The organism is Cytobacillus sp. SAFR-174, assembly GCF_051964675.1.
GTDB lineage: Bacteria > Bacillota > Bacilli > Bacillales > Cytobacillaceae > Cytobacillus.
Genome location: NZ_JBQCMZ010000024.1, coordinates 1 through 17,058, shown reverse-complemented (window position 1 = coordinate 17,058; position 17,058 = coordinate 1). Strand labels below are relative to the sequence as shown.

At 44.9% G+C, this 17,058-nt stretch carries 16 protein-coding genes and 1 other annotated feature; all 16 genes read right to left on the bottom strand.

What is annotated here, in order from left to right; all coding sequences use genetic code 11:
* Positions 1-94: 94 nt before the first annotated feature.
* The gene (sigH, locus tag ACTHRG_RS19865; protein ID WP_076262104.1) at positions 95-751 is read right to left on the bottom strand and encodes an RNA polymerase sporulation sigma factor SigH; all 657 of its coding nucleotides are present in this window, start codon (positions 749-751) and stop codon (positions 95-97) included.
* A 70-nt stretch (positions 752-821) separates the two neighbouring features.
* Complete coding sequence (locus tag ACTHRG_RS19860; RefSeq protein ID WP_035332323.1) at positions 822-1,331, bottom strand: NYN domain-containing protein; 510 nt, start codon at positions 1,329-1,331, stop codon at positions 822-824.
* 2 nt (positions 1,332-1,333) lie between these two features.
* The gene (gene rlmB, locus ACTHRG_RS19855; RefSeq protein ID WP_061793008.1) at positions 1,334-2,077 is read right to left on the bottom strand and encodes a 23S rRNA (guanosine(2251)-2'-O)-methyltransferase RlmB; all 744 of its coding nucleotides are present in this window, start codon (positions 2,075-2,077) and stop codon (positions 1,334-1,336) included.
* Positions 2,074-2,499 (bottom strand): Mini-ribonuclease 3, encoded by a 426-nt coding sequence (locus tag ACTHRG_RS19850; protein ID WP_076262010.1) that lies wholly within the window; start codon positions 2,497-2,499, stop codon positions 2,074-2,076. The genes rlmB and ACTHRG_RS19850 overlap by 4 nt, the downstream gene beginning before the upstream one ends.
* A gap of 3 nt (positions 2,500-2,502) precedes the next feature.
* The gene (cysS, locus tag ACTHRG_RS19845) at positions 2,503-3,906 is read right to left on the bottom strand and encodes a cysteine--tRNA ligase (RefSeq protein WP_440231851.1); all 1,404 of its coding nucleotides are present in this window, start codon (positions 3,904-3,906) and stop codon (positions 2,503-2,505) included.
* Positions 3,887-4,555 (bottom strand): serine O-acetyltransferase, encoded by a 669-nt coding sequence (cysE, locus tag ACTHRG_RS19840; protein WP_076262005.1) that lies wholly within the window; start codon positions 4,553-4,555, stop codon positions 3,887-3,889. The genes cysS and cysE overlap by 20 nt, the downstream gene beginning before the upstream one ends.
* Before the next feature lie 106 nt (positions 4,556-4,661).
* Positions 4,662-4,890: a binding site (T-box leader), on the bottom strand.
* Between the two features lie 46 nt (positions 4,891-4,936).
* Positions 4,937-6,394: a glutamate--tRNA ligase gene (gltX, locus tag ACTHRG_RS19835; protein WP_076262002.1), complete on the bottom strand. Its 1,458-nt coding sequence runs from the start codon at positions 6,392-6,394 to the stop codon at positions 4,937-4,939.
* Between the two features lie 77 nt (positions 6,395-6,471).
* On the bottom strand, positions 6,472-6,957 hold the full coding sequence (gene ispF, locus ACTHRG_RS19830; RefSeq protein ID WP_048011536.1) for a 2-C-methyl-D-erythritol 2,4-cyclodiphosphate synthase: 486 nt from the start codon (positions 6,955-6,957) through the stop codon (positions 6,472-6,474).
* 14 nt (positions 6,958-6,971) lie between these two features.
* On the bottom strand, positions 6,972-7,658 hold the full coding sequence (gene ispD, locus ACTHRG_RS19825; RefSeq protein WP_076261999.1) for a 2-C-methyl-D-erythritol 4-phosphate cytidylyltransferase: 687 nt from the start codon (positions 7,656-7,658) through the stop codon (positions 6,972-6,974).
* Between the two features lie 86 nt (positions 7,659-7,744).
* Positions 7,745-8,830 carry a PIN/TRAM domain-containing protein gene (locus ACTHRG_RS19820; RefSeq protein ID WP_076261997.1) on the bottom strand — a complete coding sequence of 362 codons (1,086 nt, stop codon included), beginning with the start codon at positions 8,828-8,830 and terminating at the stop codon, positions 7,745-7,747.
* A 218-nt stretch (positions 8,831-9,048) separates the two neighbouring features.
* Positions 9,049-10,122 (bottom strand): DNA integrity scanning diadenylate cyclase DisA, encoded by a 1,074-nt coding sequence (gene disA / locus ACTHRG_RS19815; protein ID WP_076261994.1) that lies wholly within the window; start codon positions 10,120-10,122, stop codon positions 9,049-9,051.
* A gap of 2 nt (positions 10,123-10,124) precedes the next feature.
* Complete coding sequence (gene radA, locus ACTHRG_RS19810) at positions 10,125-11,504, bottom strand: DNA repair protein RadA (protein ID WP_076261992.1); 1,380 nt, start codon at positions 11,502-11,504, stop codon at positions 10,125-10,127.
* Positions 11,505-11,817: 313 nt separating this feature from the next.
* Entirely contained in the window at positions 11,818-14,268 is a 2,451-nt protein-coding gene (gene clpC / locus ACTHRG_RS19805; RefSeq protein WP_048011540.1) for an ATP-dependent protease ATP-binding subunit ClpC, read from the bottom strand.
* A gap of 4 nt (positions 14,269-14,272) precedes the next feature.
* Complete coding sequence (locus ACTHRG_RS19800) at positions 14,273-15,352, bottom strand: protein arginine kinase (RefSeq protein ID WP_076261990.1); 1,080 nt, start codon at positions 15,350-15,352, stop codon at positions 14,273-14,275.
* Position 15,353: 1 nt separating this feature from the next.
* Positions 15,354-15,902 carry a UvrB/UvrC motif-containing protein gene (locus ACTHRG_RS19795; protein ID WP_076261988.1) on the bottom strand — a complete coding sequence of 183 codons (549 nt, stop codon included), beginning with the start codon at positions 15,900-15,902 and terminating at the stop codon, positions 15,354-15,356.
* A gap of 23 nt (positions 15,903-15,925) precedes the next feature.
* Complete coding sequence (locus ACTHRG_RS19790; RefSeq protein ID WP_009336509.1) at positions 15,926-16,387, bottom strand: CtsR family transcriptional regulator; 462 nt, start codon at positions 16,385-16,387, stop codon at positions 15,926-15,928.
* Positions 16,388-17,058: the final 671 nt, after the last annotated feature.

Sequence of the window (17,058 nt, the reverse complement as noted above, 5' to 3'; positions counted from 1 at the left end):
CACCTACTAAGTCACATTACGCCCTTAAAACTTTAACATGCACCCTAAAACATGTCAATAACTGCAAAAAAGGCAAGGTGTTGGGAAATTCTGTCTACAGGGAAAATTCACGCACTTCCAGATATCTTTCCAGCTTTCTTTTTACCCGCTGAAGAGCATTGTCAATCGATTTAACATGCCGGTTCAGTTCTTCGGAAATTTCCTGATAGGACTGCCCATCCAGATAAAGAGCAAGCACCTTGCGTTCAAGGTCACTCAAAAGCTCGGACATTTTCACTTCAATATGATCAAATTCTTCCTGGTTGATAATCAGCTCTTCAGGGTCCATAACCTTCGCCCCGGAGATTACATCCATAAGCGTTCTGTCCGATTCCTCATCATAAATGGGCTTGTCCAGAGACACATATGAGTTCAGCGGAATATGCTTTTGGCGGGTCGCCGTCTTAATGGCGGTTATGATTTGCCTGGTGATGCACAGCTCGGCAAACGCTTTAAATGAAGACAGCTTGTCCTCTTTAAAGTCACGGATCGCCTTGTATAAGCCGATCATCCCCTCTTGTACAATATCTTCTTTATCTGCGCCAATCAAAAAATAGGATCTTGCTTTTGCCCGGACAAAGTTGCGGTACTTATGAATCAGATAATCCAGCGCCTCACTCTCGCCCTTATGCACGAGCTCCACTATTTCTTCGTCCTCTAGCTGTATAAAGTCTATAAGATTTTCTTCGATTGTCTTGAAGTCAGCACTCACTAGGATCCCCCCGACCGTACAAGCATGGTTAGAAACATTATACAGCACGGTTTTTTCAAGCGTCAACCGCTCATTGGCCTCCTCTGCGCCATTTTTCGAAAATTTCTGCCACTTCATCACTGAGAGGTATCTTGGAAACCGGCTTTTTCTCCTGAATTTTTTTTACTTTTTTTTCGATGCTGCTTTCAATCAAATTCATTTCATTCAGCAGCTCCCTCGCTGATTTCCTTAGGGCCCCCTGGCCAAATATGACCCATTGCTCTGTAAAATCGGAGGTTGCCACATGAATTTGGGTTTTAATATTGCTGAGATCAATAGCCAGTTTTTCGATGCGTTCATCTGCCGTTTCATTATTCCGCGTAAAAATAACTTCGATCTTTGAATTCTTAAACTTTTTTTCCGTGCCCTTTACATAATGGGCATCAAATACGACAATCACTCTGTACCCGGAATATCCCTGGTACTCGGCCATTTTTTCAATCAGGCGGTCTCTGGCTGATGATAAATCCTTGTTTTTGAGCTCCCTGAGTTCTGGCCAAGCACCAATTATGTTGTATCCGTCAACAAGAAGGATGTCCATTTTTATCCCTCAAGCGGGTGCCGTTTCCGGTAAACCTCATACATGAGCAGTGCAGCCGCAACTGATGCGTTAAGGGAAGTAACATGTCCAGCCATCGGCAGGTTAATGAGGAAGTCGCATTTATCACGTATCAGGCGGCCCATTCCTTTACCTTCACTGCCAATCACAAGACCTAAAGGCATCGCCCCATCCATCTGACGGTAGTCCTGTTTCCCTTTTGCATCCGTACCGGCGATCCAGACGCCTCTTTCTTTTAATTCATCAATCGTTCTGGCCATATTGGTAACACGGACAACCGGAATATACTCGATCGCACCTGTTGAAGCTTTAGCTACCGTTGCTGTCAGCCCGACCGCTCTCCTCTTCGGAATAATGATCCCATGGGCACCCACTGCATCGGCCGTTCTCATGATGGATCCCAGATTGTGCGGATCTTCAATTTCATCCAGCAGCAGGAAGAATGGTGCTTCATTTTTCTTTTCTGCAGCAGCAAACAAATCATCGATTTCAGCATATTGATACGCAGCAACCTGTGCGATAACGCCTTGATGGTTTCCCTCTGCCATCCCATCTATTTTTTTCTTAGGCACAAACTGGACCAGCACCCCGGCGGCCTTCGCCAAACCGATTACCTGCTGCATTTGCCCGCTTTGCGATCCTTCTGCAATAAAAATCTTATTAATATCCCTCTCTGACTTCAATGCTTCGATGACGGGATTCTTCCCAATGATAAAATCCTGGCTCATTTTACCGCTCCTCCTTTCTTTTTCTCAACTAAATCTATGGATTCCAGAATCAGCTCTTCCATGCGCTCCTGTCTTTTCGCTAAAAACAGATAGCCAATCAGCGATTCAAAAGCTGTGCTGTATCTGTATGTTTGGACATCTGTATTTTTCGGCACCGAACCGGACTTGGCATTCCGCCCCCTTCGGACGACTGCCAGTTCTTCTTCAGTCAGCCGTTCAGCGTCTATTAATTCATGAATGATCAGGGACTGGGCTTTTGCAGAAACATACCGGGTCGCCTCCTTATGGAGAAAATGAGGCCGGACCCGTCCATTTTGCAGGAGATGGTGGCGTATATAGGTCTCAAATACTGCATCTCCCATATACGCCAGGGCAAGACTATTCAATTGTTTTTCATCTACATTGTTATCATAGTGAAGCATTGCTTAGCCTCTTTTCCATCTGATTCCCTGCGGTGTATCTTCAAGGATAATATTCATTTCTTTCAGCTGATCGCGGATTTTATCTGCCAGTTCGAAGTTTCGCTCTTTTCTGGCCTGCTGCCTCTCTTCAATCAGCTGCTCGATTTCTTCATCCAGAAGGTCTGCATGTGCCTCTTCAAGTGAAAGCCCCAATACATCAAACAGCGTTTCAAATTCTTTCGTGAAAGCATCGATCACTTCCACCGCTGTGTTTTTCTCCATCAGATAATAATTCGCAAGCTTTGACAGTTCGAACAAAATGGATACAGCATTCGCTGTGTTAAAATCATCATCCATATCTTGAATGAACTGCTCATGAAGAGCTGTAATTTTATCCAGCCACTCCTGATTATTATCGGTCAGGTTCACACTTGCTTCTCTGCGGTGCTGCAAATTGTGATAAGACGTTTTAATGCGCTCAAGCCCTGTCCGGGTGTTTTCCAGAAGCTCATCACTGTAGTTGATCGGATGCCTGTAATGAACCGACAGCATGAAAAACCTTAAAACCTGCGGGTCATGCTTTTGGATAATGTCATGAACCAGGACGAAATTCCCCAGTGATTTAGACATTTTTTCGTTGTCGATATTAATATACCCGTTGTGCATCCAGTAGCGGGCGAAGGTTTTTCCTGTCAATGCTTCTGACTGGGCAATCTCATTTTCATGATGCGGGAAGGCCAGATCCTGACCGCCGGCATGGATGTCAATCATGTCCCCAAGGTATTTCTTTGCCATCGCCGAGCATTCAATATGCCATCCGGGTCTTCCTTGCCCCCAAGGACTCTCCCACGCAATCTCCCCTTCCTTCGCCGCTTTCCAAAGAACAAAGTCAAGGGAATCCTGCTTCTTCTCGCCGACGGCAATGCGGGCGCCGACACGCAATTCATCAATGGACTGATGGGAAAGCTTGCCGTACTCATCAAATTTCCGGGTATGGTAATAGACATCTCCCTCAGATTCATACGCAAAGCCTTTATCAATCAATGTCTGGATAAATTCAATTATGATATCGATGCTTTCTGTCACTCTCGGGTGGACATCAGCTCTTCTGCAGCCGAGGGCAGAAACATCCTCGAAATAGGCATTAATGAACCGTTCTGCAACCGCAGGAACATCCGTTCCCAGTTCGTTCGCCACGCGGATCAGCTTATCATCCACATCTGTAAAATTGGAGACATACTGTACATCGAAGCCGCGGAACTCAAGATATCTTCTTACGGTATCAAATACAATCGGCGGACGGGCATTCCCTATATGGATATAGTTATAAACGGTTGGCCCGCACACATACATTTTCACTTTTCCCTCTTCCAAGGGAATAAAATCTTCTTTTTGACGAGTAAGTGTATTATAGATTTGAATGGCCATGAATCTGGCTCCTTTCTTTCCTCAATGTTTCCACTTCCGTTTTTAATTCCCGCAGCTCCCCTTCCAGTTCCTTAAACCGGTCTGCAATTGGATCGGGAAGATCACAATGATTTAAATCTTTGCTAATTTTCACACCATCCCGGACTTTCACTCTTCCAGGAATCCCGACTACTGTTGAATTTGGCGGAACCTCATGAAGAACAACAGAGCCTGCACCGATCTTAGAATTCTCTCCAATAGTAATAGAGCCCAAAACCTTAGCGCCGGTTGCAATCAGGGCGTTGTCCTTAATGGTAGGATGGCGCTTGCCTTTTTCCTTCCCGGTTCCTCCCAATGTCACTCCCTGAAAAACTGTTACGTTATCACCGATTTCACATGTTTCCCCGATGACAACCCCCATGCCATGGTCGATAAAAAAGCGTCTGCCGATCTTTGCTCCCGGATGAATTTCAATTCCTGTGAAAAAGCGGCTGATCTGGGAAACCACTCTTGCAAGAAAATAAAACTTACGCTTAAAAAGAGCATGGGCAATGCGGTGTGACCAGACAGCATGCAATCCTGAGTAGGTTAATATTACTTCCAAATAACTTCTTGCTGCCGGATCCTGTTCAAATACCACTTCGATATCTTCCTTCATTCTTGCAAACATGGTTCTTTTCCCCTCCTGGCATAGATCTTCTTTGTAATAAATATTTTTCTCATATACTAATTTCTTGCAGGTTTTGCATATAAAAAAAGCGCCTCTGCCACAATCGGACAGAGACGCTTTACGCGCGGTTCCACTCTGTTTAGGCTTAAACAGCCTCAACTTTAACTTGTTAACGGATAAGTTTCCGCTCAAATCTACTTGGAAGCATGGCGTCCGTTCGAATTGAGGCTCAGAGGCGCACTTCAGAATAAAGAGAGGCTTAAACCACTTTCAGCCGGTGATGGTTTTCTCTAAAAAGCATCTTTTTTCTTACTTTTCCTCTTCAACACTTTTCAATATAGAATAATTTACTTAATACTATATTACATTTTCTCCAAGATGTTAACCAATAATGCTCATTAATCGAGTTTTTACTTTTTCTTTTCCTAAAAGTTCAATTGCCTGCGGCAGATCCGGTCCATGGGTTTGGCCGGTCGTTGCGGAACGGATTGGCATGAAGAGCTTTTTGCCCTTGTGGCCTGTTGATTTCTGTACAGTCTTCATAGCCGCTTTAATTTCATCTGCCTTGAATTCTGCAAGTGCATCAATTTCCTGCAGGAATGCAGTCAGCACTTCAGGAACCTGCTCTTCAGCCAGAACTTCCTTCGCTTCTTCATCAACGGTCATTTCCTCTGTGAAGAAAAGCTCAGAAAGCTCGACAATCTGAGCGCCAAAGCTCATTTTTTCCTGGTAAAGAGTGATCAGGCTATTAACCCACTCTTCGTTTTCCTGCTGCCAGTTTTCGCTGATCTTCCCTGCCTTCACCAGGTGAGGGGCTGAAATGGACACCAATCGCTCCTGATCTAGCTTCTTCATGTACTGGTTATTCATCCATTCAAGCTTCTGCTTATCGAAAAGGGCAGGAGATTTTGAAAGGCGGTTTTCATCAAAGATATCGATGAATTCTTCTTTGGAGAAAATCTCTTCCTCCCCTGCAGGAGACCAGCCAAGTAGAGCAATAAAGTTAAAGAGTGCTTCCGGCAAATAGCCAAGCTCTTCATATTGTTCAATGAACTGGATGATCGTCTCGTCGCGCTTGCTCAGTTTTTTGCGGCTTTCATTGACAATCAGGGTCATATGGCCAAACACCGGAAGGTCCCAGCCCAATGCTTCATAAATCATCTGCTGCTTAGGCGTATTGGAAATATGGTCATCCCCGCGCAGAACATGAGAAATTTTCATCAGGTGATCATCCACTGCTACCGCAAAGTTGTAGGTAGGCGTGCCGTCTTTCTTGACGATGACATAATCGCCGAAGCCATCCGACTCAAATGACACTTCCCCTTTTACCATGTCATTGAATGTCAGCATCTTGCCTTTTGGCACCAGGAAGCGGATGCTCGGCTTTCTGCCTTCAGCTTCAAGCGCAGCTCTTTCTTCCTCTGTCAAGTGGCGGCATTTTCCTGAGTAAGCAGGAGTATCGCCTTTTGCAGATTGAGCTTCACGCTCTGCTTCAAGCTCCTCTTCCGTACAATAGCATTTATAGGCATGCCCTTTCTCGAGCAATTCTTTGTAGTAGGTTTCATAGATATGATTTCTTTCAGATTGGCGGTATGGGCCGTATTCGCCTTCCCTGTCAATACTTTCATCCCAATCCATGCCAAGCCATTTTAAATAATGAAGCTGGCTTTCTTCGCCGCCTTCAATATTCCGTTTCTTATCTGTATCCTCAATGCGGATGATGAACTTTCCGCCTTTGCTTCTTGCAAACAAATAGTTAAAAAGCGCCGTTCTCGCATTTCCGATATGTAAATGCCCAGTCGGACTCGGAGCGTAGCGGACGCGGATTTCATTTGACATACTGATTTCCTCCTTAAAATCTTGAGTTTATCGTAAGCTATATTTTAACACTCAGGTTTTTCTTCTGAAAGGTAATTTTAGCGGTTCTCTATCTTTTTCAGCAAAACAGCTGCCTGGGAAGCGATTCCCTCTCCCCGTCCCGTAAAGCCAAGCTTTTCTGTAGTGGTCGCTTTCACATTAATATTTTCTTTTTCGGTTTCCAGAAGCTCTGCAATCCGCTCCTGCATTTTACCGATATGAGGAGCCATCTTCGGCTTCTGGGCAATGATGGTGCAGTCTGCATTAACCAGCTCATACCCTTTTTCTTTTACGATTCCCCATACATGCTGCAGCAGCTTTGCCGAATCGGCATCCTTGAATTCAGGATCGGTATCAGGAAAATGCCGCCCAATGTCCCCTTCTCCAATGGCCCCAAGGCAGGCATCTGCCACTGTATGCAGCAGGACATCTGCATCTGAATGCCCTAAAAGCCCTTTCTCATATGGTATTTCAATTCCCCCGATAATCAGGGGGCGTCCTTCAGCAAACTGGTGAACATCAAATCCTTGTCCAATCCGAAACATGATAACAATCCCCTTTACATATGGCTTCTTTTCTTTATAATTGCTTCCGCAAAATAAATATCTTCCGGCGTAGTCAGCTTAATATTATCGTAACTTCCCTCAACAATCACCACTTCATTGCCTAACCGCTCCACGAGGCTCGCATCATCTGTTCCTAAAAAGCCGTCTCCGTCTGCCTTGCGGTGTGCCTCAAGCAGGGAAGAAACGCGAAAGGCCTGTGGAGTCTGAACAGCCCACAGGCAGGAACGTTCAAGTGTTTCTGTAATTAAATGCCCGTCAGCTTTTTTAACGGTATCCTTCAGCGGCACTGCCAGAACAGCAGCTCCTTTTTCCCAGGCTGCCTTCACCAGGGGCTGCAGTAAATCCCGGGTAATAAAAGGGCGGGCAGCGTCATGAACCAGGACTACTTCCTCACCCGAAGCTGCCTTGGCCGCATTATAGACGCTATGCTGCCTTTCCCTTCCGCCTTCAACCATAGCAGCCACCTTCTTAATCTGATGCTTTTTTAACAGATTCCGCATTTCTTCTTCATCCTGAGGATTAATGGCCAGAAAAATGCCTGTGCACTCCGGGTCACTCTCAAAAACTCTTAACGTATGTATAAACACAGGGACATTTCCAATTTCCAGAAGAAGCTTATTCTTTCCGGCTCCCATTCGTTTCCCCTGCCCGGCTGCCGGGAGAATCGCTTGATAATTCATATTTTTTGACTCCTCTTTTAAAAAAGCAGGCAAAAAGGCAGGGAAATCAATCTCCCTGCACGTTCTGTCCTACTTTCCATCATACATTATAAAGCTTTTTCCAGAAGCTTGGGTTTTGCAAAGATCATTCTTCCGGCTGATGTCTGCAGAACACTTGTGACAAGCACGTCAATATGTTTGCCAATGTAATTTCTGCCTTCTTCCACCACGATCATCGTGCCGTCATCCAGATAGGCAATCCCCTGATTCTGTTCCTTGCCGTCTTTTATTACCTGTACTTTCATTTCTTCACCTGGAAGCACAACCGGTTTGACAGCATTAGCCAGGTCATTAATATTAAGGACTGCCACCTTTTGCAGTTCACAAACCTTGTTTAAGTTAAAATCATTGGTCACAACGACGCCATTCGTTAACTTAGCCAGCTTCACCAGCTTGCTGTCCACCTCTTGGATTTCTTCAAAATCACCTTCATAGATTTCCACATTAATCGAAAGCTCTTTTTGAATCCGGTTTAATATATCCAGACCCCGTCTGCCTCGGTTGCGCTTTAATACATCTGATGAATCAGCAATATGCTGAAGTTCTTCGAGCACAAACTGCGGAATGACAATCGTGCCTTCCAAAAAGCCAGTCTGGCAGATATCAGCAATGCGTCCATCGATAATAACGCTTGTGTCAAGAATCTTAAGTGATTTTTTAGGTGCAGCTTCAGGGTCAATTTCTTCTTCATTGCTTTTCTTTTTCTTGGTAAATAAGCTTAAAAGCTCATCCCGCTTTTTAAAGCCAACCTGAAATCCCAGATAGCCGAATATAAGCGTCAGCACAATGGGAGCTACTGTATTCAGAATCGGCACCTCAATCGCATTTAGGGCATATCCGATTAAAAAGGCAATGACTAATCCAAAAACCAGGCCGACACTTCCAAAAATAATATCTGTTATAGGTACTTTTACCAGTGATTCTTCTGCCCATCTCACAAAATTGACGACATGATCAACCGCCCAAAAAGTTAAAAGATAAAAAATAATAGCACCTAAAATGGCGGACACGTATGGATTGTTTAAAAGAGGAATGTCATCTAAATTGATTAATTTTAATAAGTCAGGAATTAAAAATATTCCAAGCGTTACCCCTATAATAAGGAAGCATGCCTGTACAATACGTTTTAACATTCCTTCACCTCCTTTTAATCATTATAAACAAATTCACAAAATTGAAACCCTGAATCCGGGGTAATTTCAATTTTGTCTCTTATAATTATTTCACGATAATAAAACAACTGCTTAAATTAATACTTTCATCCACTTTAAGGGTAGCACCATTGGCAATAAACTGTCAAATAATTAACCAACCATTTTAGCATAACTAATTACATAGTTCAATGGTCTCTTTATAGCTGACGATCCGCAAAAACCTGCTCTTTTATGAGCTTAAGTCCCTCTTTAATTTTTCTTGCCCGCACTTCCCCGATTCCTTCCACCTCATCGAGCTCCTCTACAGTTGCCGTGATGATATTGGGGAATTCTTCAAACCGGTTGATCAGATTTTCAATAATAATTGGCGGCAGGCGCGGAACTTTATTCAGCATGCGGAAGCCGCGGGGACATTTGAATTCTTCCGTGTGAATATACCCGTTGTAGCCCAGAAGCTTTAGAATGACAGAGTCTTCGAGCATTTCCCCTTTTGAAAGGACCTGCAGTTTGACAAGCGCCTCCCTGGAGTCGATGTCTCTTGATTGGGCATAATCTCTAATAATCCATTCTGCTTCCCGTTCAAGCTCCACCAGCAGCTCATTCATCTGGAGCCGGATCAGCCTTCCTTCGGTGCCCAGTTCACTTAAATAGGTGAGCAGCTCATTTTTAATGCGCAGAACCATTTCGATATTATGAAAAACATGCAGGATGTCGCTGTAGGTAACAAGCTCCTCAAATTCCAGGATGCTGAGATTGCCGATGCTCTGTTCAAGAACGACCTTATATTTTTCAAGCGTCTGGACGGCTACATTCGCCTTCGTTAAAATAACGCCAATATCCCTCAGCGCATAGCGGGAATGCCCCTTATAAAGGGTAATGACATTGCGTCTCTGGGAAATGGCAATCACTAATGCGCCTGTTTGCCGGGCTACCCGCTCAGCCGTCCGATGCCGCATGCCCGTTTCTGTAGAGGGCACACCGGGATCAGGAGCCAGCTGGGCATTCGCAATCAGAATCATGTTCCCCTCTTCATTTAAAATAATAGCCCCATCCATCTTGGCCAGCTCATACAGATAACTTGGCGAAAATGGGCAATTAATTTGAAAACCCCCATCAACAAGGTTGCTCAGCTTTTCTTTAGAGCCTAATACAATCAGCCCGCCTGTATTGGCACGCAGAACATTATCAATCCCTTCCCTGATAGACGTACCCGGAGCCATGAATCGAAGGATTTCACTCATTGTTTTTTCGCCCATTTTTTTAGTCTCCATGTTTATCCCCCTAACGCAGCCTTTAGCGCTTCACCAACAGAGCTAACTCCGATCAGTTCGATTCCTCCCGGTGCGCTCCAGCCGCCAAGATTATTCGCCGGCAGGATGACCCGTTCAAAGCCCAGCTTGGCCGCCTCCTGCACTCTTTGTTCGATTCTTGAGACTCTCCTGACCTCGCCGGTGAGTCCTACTTCTCCAATGATGCAGTCTGTTGCTTTTGTTGGCTTATCCCGAAAGCTCGACGCAATACTCACCGCTATGGCCAAATCAATTGCCGGTTCATCAAGCTTTACTCCGCCAGCGACTTTTAAATAGGCATCCTGATTTTGCAGGAGCATTCCGACCCGTTTTTCCAAAACGGCCATCAGTAGCGGGACCCGGTTATGATCGATTCCGGTTGCCATTCGTCTTGGATTTCCAAAGCTTGTCGGGGAAATAAGCGCCTGAATTTCAACAAGAACAGGCCTCGTCCCCTCCATGGAAGCAACGACTGTTGAACCGGCAGCCCCCTGTGACCGCTCTTCGAGGAAAATTTCCGATGGATTGGCTACTTCCTCAAGCCCAAGTTCCTTCATTTCAAAAATGCCCATCTCGTTTGTTGACCCGAATCTGTTTTTTACAGCTCGTAAAATCCGGTATGTATGATGGCGTTCACCTTCAAAGTATAAAACCGTATCCACCATGTGCTCAAGAAGTCTTGGACCCGCAATGGAGCCCTCCTTTGTAACATGCCCTACGATAAAAATGGCAATTCCCTTCGTTTTGCCAATGCGCATCAGTTCAGCGGTACATTCCCGAACCTGGGAAACACTCCCCGGCGCCGATGTCACTTCCGGGTGGAAAATCGTCTGTATGGAATCGATAATGACAAAGTCAGGGTTGACTGTTTCAATCGTTCTGCTGATTTCTTCAAGGCTGGTTTCCGAATAAACGAGCAGACTGTCTGAAGAAACACCTAAGCGGTCAGCCCGCAGCTTCGTCTGGCGCATGGATTCTTCCCCTGATATATAGAGGACCGAGTGCTTCCTGTTCGCAAGCTGTGAGGACACTTGAAGAAGAAGCGTTGATTTCCCGATGCCCGGATCTCCCCCGATCAGAACAAGGGAACCTCTTACAATCCCGCCCCCGAGGACACGGTTTAATTCTTTTAAATCGGTATGTATGCGGGGTTCGCTGACTGTTTCGATGGATGTAATTGGCGTAGCTTTTGCCGCTATGGACGTTCCCTGTGAATGTGCAAAAGCGCCTCTTCTCGTTGAAGCTGGCTTCTCCACCTCTTCCACCATCGTATTCCATTGTCCGCACCCCGGACATTTCCCCATCCATTTCGCTGATTCATAGCCGCATTCCTGGCACATGAATTTCGTTTTTCTTTTAGCCATACTTCTTCCCCTCTCTGTACATTCATACCAGCCGCGGTAAAGGAAAATCTTATGATTACCGGCCTTGCATGGAAGAACCAGTGATGAAAGAAGTACGTTTACTTCCTATTCCCTTTTCCAACGGGTCTTAAAATGTTTTTGTCCTGATATCTTTTTCTCTCTTAAAATTAACATAAAACGGCTGAATAAACCTCTTTTAAGGCTGTATTTAAAAATGTCCTGAAAGAGTACAAAAAGGTACACGTATAACAGGGACGTGTACCTTTTTGCTGTGTGTGATCACTGATGTTTATATAATATGGTCCGTTACACCTTATTTTTGAAGGTTTGCTGTTCTGCTTGGTTCTGCGGTTCTCACCACAAATTCTCCATCCTTCACATCGATTACCACGCTTTGCCCAGTTAGGACTGTTCCTCTTAACAGCTCTTCGGATAAACGGTCTTCAATATGCTTTTGAATGGCCCGGCGGAGCGGACGTGCTCCGTACTCAGGATCATAGCCCTCAACCGAGATTTTTTCTTTGGCTGCATCTGTTAATTCCAATGTAATATCCTGTTCCTTCAAACGTTTCGTTAAGGTATCAGACATAAGCGAAACGATTTCCTGAAGATGCTTTTTCTCCAATGCATGGAAAACGATAATTTCATCGATACGGTTCAGGAATTCCGGACGGAAGGACTTCTTCATCTCTTCCATTACCTTTCCTTTCATATCTTTGTAATCCTGTTCCCCATCCTGGATGTTAAAGCCAACGTATTTGTTCCGCTTAAGCGCTTCAGCACCTACATTGGATGTCATAATCAGAACAGTGTTGCGGAAATCAACGGTTCTTCCCTTCGAGTCTGTTAATCTTCCGTCTTCCAATACCTGTAATAGGATATTGAATACATCAGGGTGGGCCTTTTCAATTTCATCGAGAAGCACAACAGAATATGGTTTTCTGCGGACTTTTTCGGTTAATTGGCCTCCTTCTTCATACCCTACATAACCTGGAGGAGAACCGACCAGACGGGATGTGGAGTGCTTCTCCATGTATTCTGACATATCGATGCGGATCATCGCATCCTCATCACCGAACATCGCTTCTGCTAATGCACGGGCCAGCTCAGTTTTACCCACTCCAGTCGGGCCAAGGAATACAAATGAGCCAATCGGGCGCTTCGGATCTTTAAGGCCAGCACGGGCACGGCGGACAGCCTTCGAAATGGCCTTAACGGCTTCTTCCTGCCCGATTACACGGGAATGAAGGATTTCTTCCAGATTAAGAAGCTTTTCTGTTTCAGTTTGGGCAAGCTTCGAAACAGGGATTCCCGTCCAGCTGGCCACCACATTGGCAATATCCTCAACCGTCACTTCACTGTTTTCTTTGCCCTGCTTTTCTTTCCATGTTTTCTTCGTCTCTTCCAGCTGTTCACGCAGGCGCTGCTCCGTATCCCTTAAGGAAGCCGCTTTTTCAAATTCCTGGCTTTGTACGGCTGCATCCTTCTCTTTTCTTACATCCTCAAGCTTAACCTCAAGCTCTTTCAGGTTTGGAGGCGTAGTATAAGACCGCAATCTTACCTTTGAACCCGCTTCATCGATTAAATCAATCGCCTTATCCGGAAGAAAGCGGTCTGAAATGTAGCGGTCTGACAGCTTTACGGCTGCTTCAATCGCTGCATCTGTAATGGTTACGCGGTGATGGGCTTCGTAACGGTCGCGCAGCCCCTCAAGGATTTGAACAGATTCTTCGGCAGTCGGCTCATCCACTGTAATAGGCTGGAACCTTCTTTCAAGTGCCGCATCTTTTTCAATGTATTTTCTATATTCATCAAGTGTAGTTGCACCAATACACTGGAGTTCGCCGCGGGCAAGAGATGGCTTTAGAATGTTGGAAGCATCAATCGCTCCTTCTGCTCCTCCTGCTCCTATTAATGTATGAAGCTCGTCAATGAATAAGATGATGTTTCCTGCCTGCCTGATTTCATCCATTACCTTCTTCAGGCGGTCTTCAAATTCACCGCGATACTTTGTTCCGGCAACTACTGTACCCATATCAAGCGTCATAACCCTTTTATCACGAAGAGTCTCCGGCACTTCATTGTTAATAATCTGCTGCGCTAGGCCCTCTGCAATGGCTGTTTTACCCACACCAGGCTCACCAATGAGAACCGGGTTGTTTTTCGTTCTCCGGCTTAATACTTCAATCACACGCTGAATTTCTTTGCTTCGTCCTATAACTGGATCGAGGCTTCCTTCTCTGGCAATAGCAGTCAGGTCACGTGCTAATCCATCCAGGGTCGGGGTGTTCGCATTGGCTGCCGAGCCTCCCTGATGGCTGCCGGATTCATTGCTGCCTAACAGCTGAAGCACCTGCTGGCGCGCTTTATTGAGGCTGACTCCAAGGTTATTCAATACCCTCGCAGCAACGCCTTCGCCCTCACGGATCAGGCCAAGCAGGATATGCTCTGTTCCCACATAGGAGTGGCCAAGCTTTCTTGCTTCATCCATGGAAAGTTCAATCACTTTCTTGGCACGCGGTGTATAGTGAATGGTCTGGGAAGCATCCTGCCCCCTGCCAATTAAATTCTCAACCTCTTTTTGGATCTTATCAGAGCCGAGGCCTAAAGCATACAGAGCTTTAGCCGCAATTCCTTCACCTTCGCGTACAAGCCCAAGCAGAATATGCTCTGTTCCGATGTTATTATGTCCTAAACGGATTGCTTCCTCCTGTGCTAACGCCAATACTTTTTGAGCTCTTTCCGTAAATCGTCCGAACATCATAATTTCATCCTCCCAACTCTTGATCTTCCATTTTTAATCTTTCCCTAATTAGTGAAGCCCTGCGGATATCGCGTTCATGCGGTCTGAGCGGCCCGCCTGCATACTGCTGCAGGAAACCGGGCTGTGTCAGGATCATCAGCTCATTCAATATATTCTTTGATATGTTTTTAATGTACTGCATATCAATCCCCAGGCGAACATCAGACAAGCATTGTGCTGCTTCCTTGGATTCAATGATCCGGCTGTTTGATAAAACGCCATAAGAGCGGAAGACTCTATCTTCTAATTGTATGTTAGAAGTCTTTGCTAATGCTTCCCTTGCCGATCTTTCCTGAGAAATCAGCTGACTGACAACGCTTTTCAGATCCTCGGCGATATCCTCTTCTGACTTTCCGAGAGTGATCTGATTTGAAACTTGAAAGATATTACCTAAAGCTTCGCTGCCTTCCCCGTAAATTCCTCTAACAACTAAACCTAACTGGTTAATTGCCGGGATAATCCGGTTCATTTGGTGTGTGAGAACGAGGCCAGGCAAATGCATCATAACCGATGCCCTGAGCCCTGTTCCTACATTTGTGGGGCAGCTTGTTAAAAAGCCAATATCTTCATCAAATGCATAATCGGCTTCTTCCTCCAGCCAATCATCAATTTCATTTGCCATATTTAAGGCTTCAGAAAGCTGAAACCCCGGAAACAGGCATTGAATCCTTATATGGTCTTCTTCATTAATCATGATACTGACTTCTTCATTTTCAGAAAGAAGGCAGGCACCATGAGTTGAATTCTCAGCAAGATGGGGACTGATCAGATGCTTTTCCATCAGCACTCTTTTTTGAAGCGGCTGAAGGTTATCCATTAATAAAAGCTCCATTTCCCCAAGTTTTGAAAAAGAAGAATGCTCCACCCTTGCCTTTATTTTTTCAATGACTGCTTCTGCTTCTTCATTTGAAAATAAGGTAGGGAATTTATATTGCTTTATATTGCGGGCGAGCCTGATCCGTGAGCTTAATACAATATCGGAATCAGGGCCTTCCGCACTCATCCAGGAGCTGATAGCTTGATTTATGAAACGTTCCAGCGACAAGCTACTCCCCTCCCTTTTGATCGGCATTGAGCTGTTTTTCCAATTTCCTAATTTCGTCTCTCAATTCTGCCGCTCTCTCAAACTCTTCTTTGGAAATCATTTCTTTTAAATGATTTTTTAAATCATCAATATTCCTGCGCAAGTGAATGGTTCCCCCGATTCTGGCCGGGATTTTCCCGCTGTGTGACGAATTCCCGCTGTGCAGCCTTCTAAGAATGGGGTTTAATTGATCTTTAAAAGTCTCATAGCAGCTGGCGCATCCAAAACGGCCAACTTTAATAAATTGCTGAAAGGTCAGGGAGCATTGCTCACACTGCAGAACCTTCTCCTGCTGAAAAGGATCCTGGCCCGATCCCTGAAAGGCAGGCTGAATATTCAAAAGGCCAGCAAGCAAGTTATTTATTGAAAAACCGGACCCGCTGCCCAGCATAAACATTTCACCTTTTTCCTGTGCGCATTTCTCACAAAGATGAAACTCTGCTTTCTCTCCATTTACAACTTTTGTAAAGTGCAGCGTGGCCGGCCTTTGATTACATTCCTGACAAATCATGACTTCACCTCTCCAGCTCACTACTATTTATATTTCAAAGTGGTCAACATTGCCTTAAGCATTCTTGCCCTCAGCTCATCCCTGAAAGGAAGGTCAATATACAGGACAGAACGGTCTATAACACTAAGCATTATTTTAGCTTCCCTGTGTGTTATGATCTCTTCTTCTACCAGACGGTAGATGACATTCTCCGCACTGCTCTGGGCAATCCTGCTCTGCACTAAAGATATTAACTGGTCAATCAAATCAGCATGGTCATAGGACTGGACTTTCATAATCCGGATGAAGCCCCCGCCGCCCCGCTTACTTTCAACTGCATAACCTTTTTCAATCGTGAAACGGGTGTTGATCACATAATTGATCTGAGAAGGAACGCACTGGAATTTGTCAGCGATTTCGCTTCTTTTAATTTCCACGATTTCCCTTTCACTCTTCTCTAAAACCTGTTTGAGATAATTTTCAATTATGTCGGATATATTTCTCACCAGGCCTCCCCCTATCTGACTTTGACTATATTTGACATTAATTATACATGATTTATGTAATTTCTTGCAATTGACGGGTATTAATAATTTTCCCCCATTTTTTGACTTCCCAAACCTGATAATGGAAGTTAATGTCGATAACAATATATTTTTGGATGGGCGGGTTTGTGCTTGGTTGGGGGAAGTTTTTTGGATGGCAGCTGATGTGTATGGTTGATTGTTCTTTGGGTTGAGGATGGCAAAACTGGATTGAGCTGCTGCTGGATGTGCACTGTTTTTAGATTCTTTGAAGATGGGGTGGTGCGATTTATCTGACATGTTTGGAGATTTATTTTGCGTGTTTGGAGATTTATCTAGCAGGTTTTTGAATTTATCTAACAGGATTTTTGATTTATCTAGCAAGTTTTGGAGTTTATCTAACATTTGGCACCATCCGTCTTTACGGAGACGAAATTGACTATGAAAACAGAGGGCGAGATGAGGAATGGCGCATTTGATTCTAGCGCATATAGCGTGAAAGTGACGCATTTCAGCACTTTTCAATAAAAAGAAGAGTCCAACCGATTGAGATACCTATATTTTCACATAAAAAAGAGCACCCATCAGGTGCTCTTTCATGTGCCCGGCAGCGTCCTACTCTCACAGGGGGACAGCCCCCAACTACCATCGGC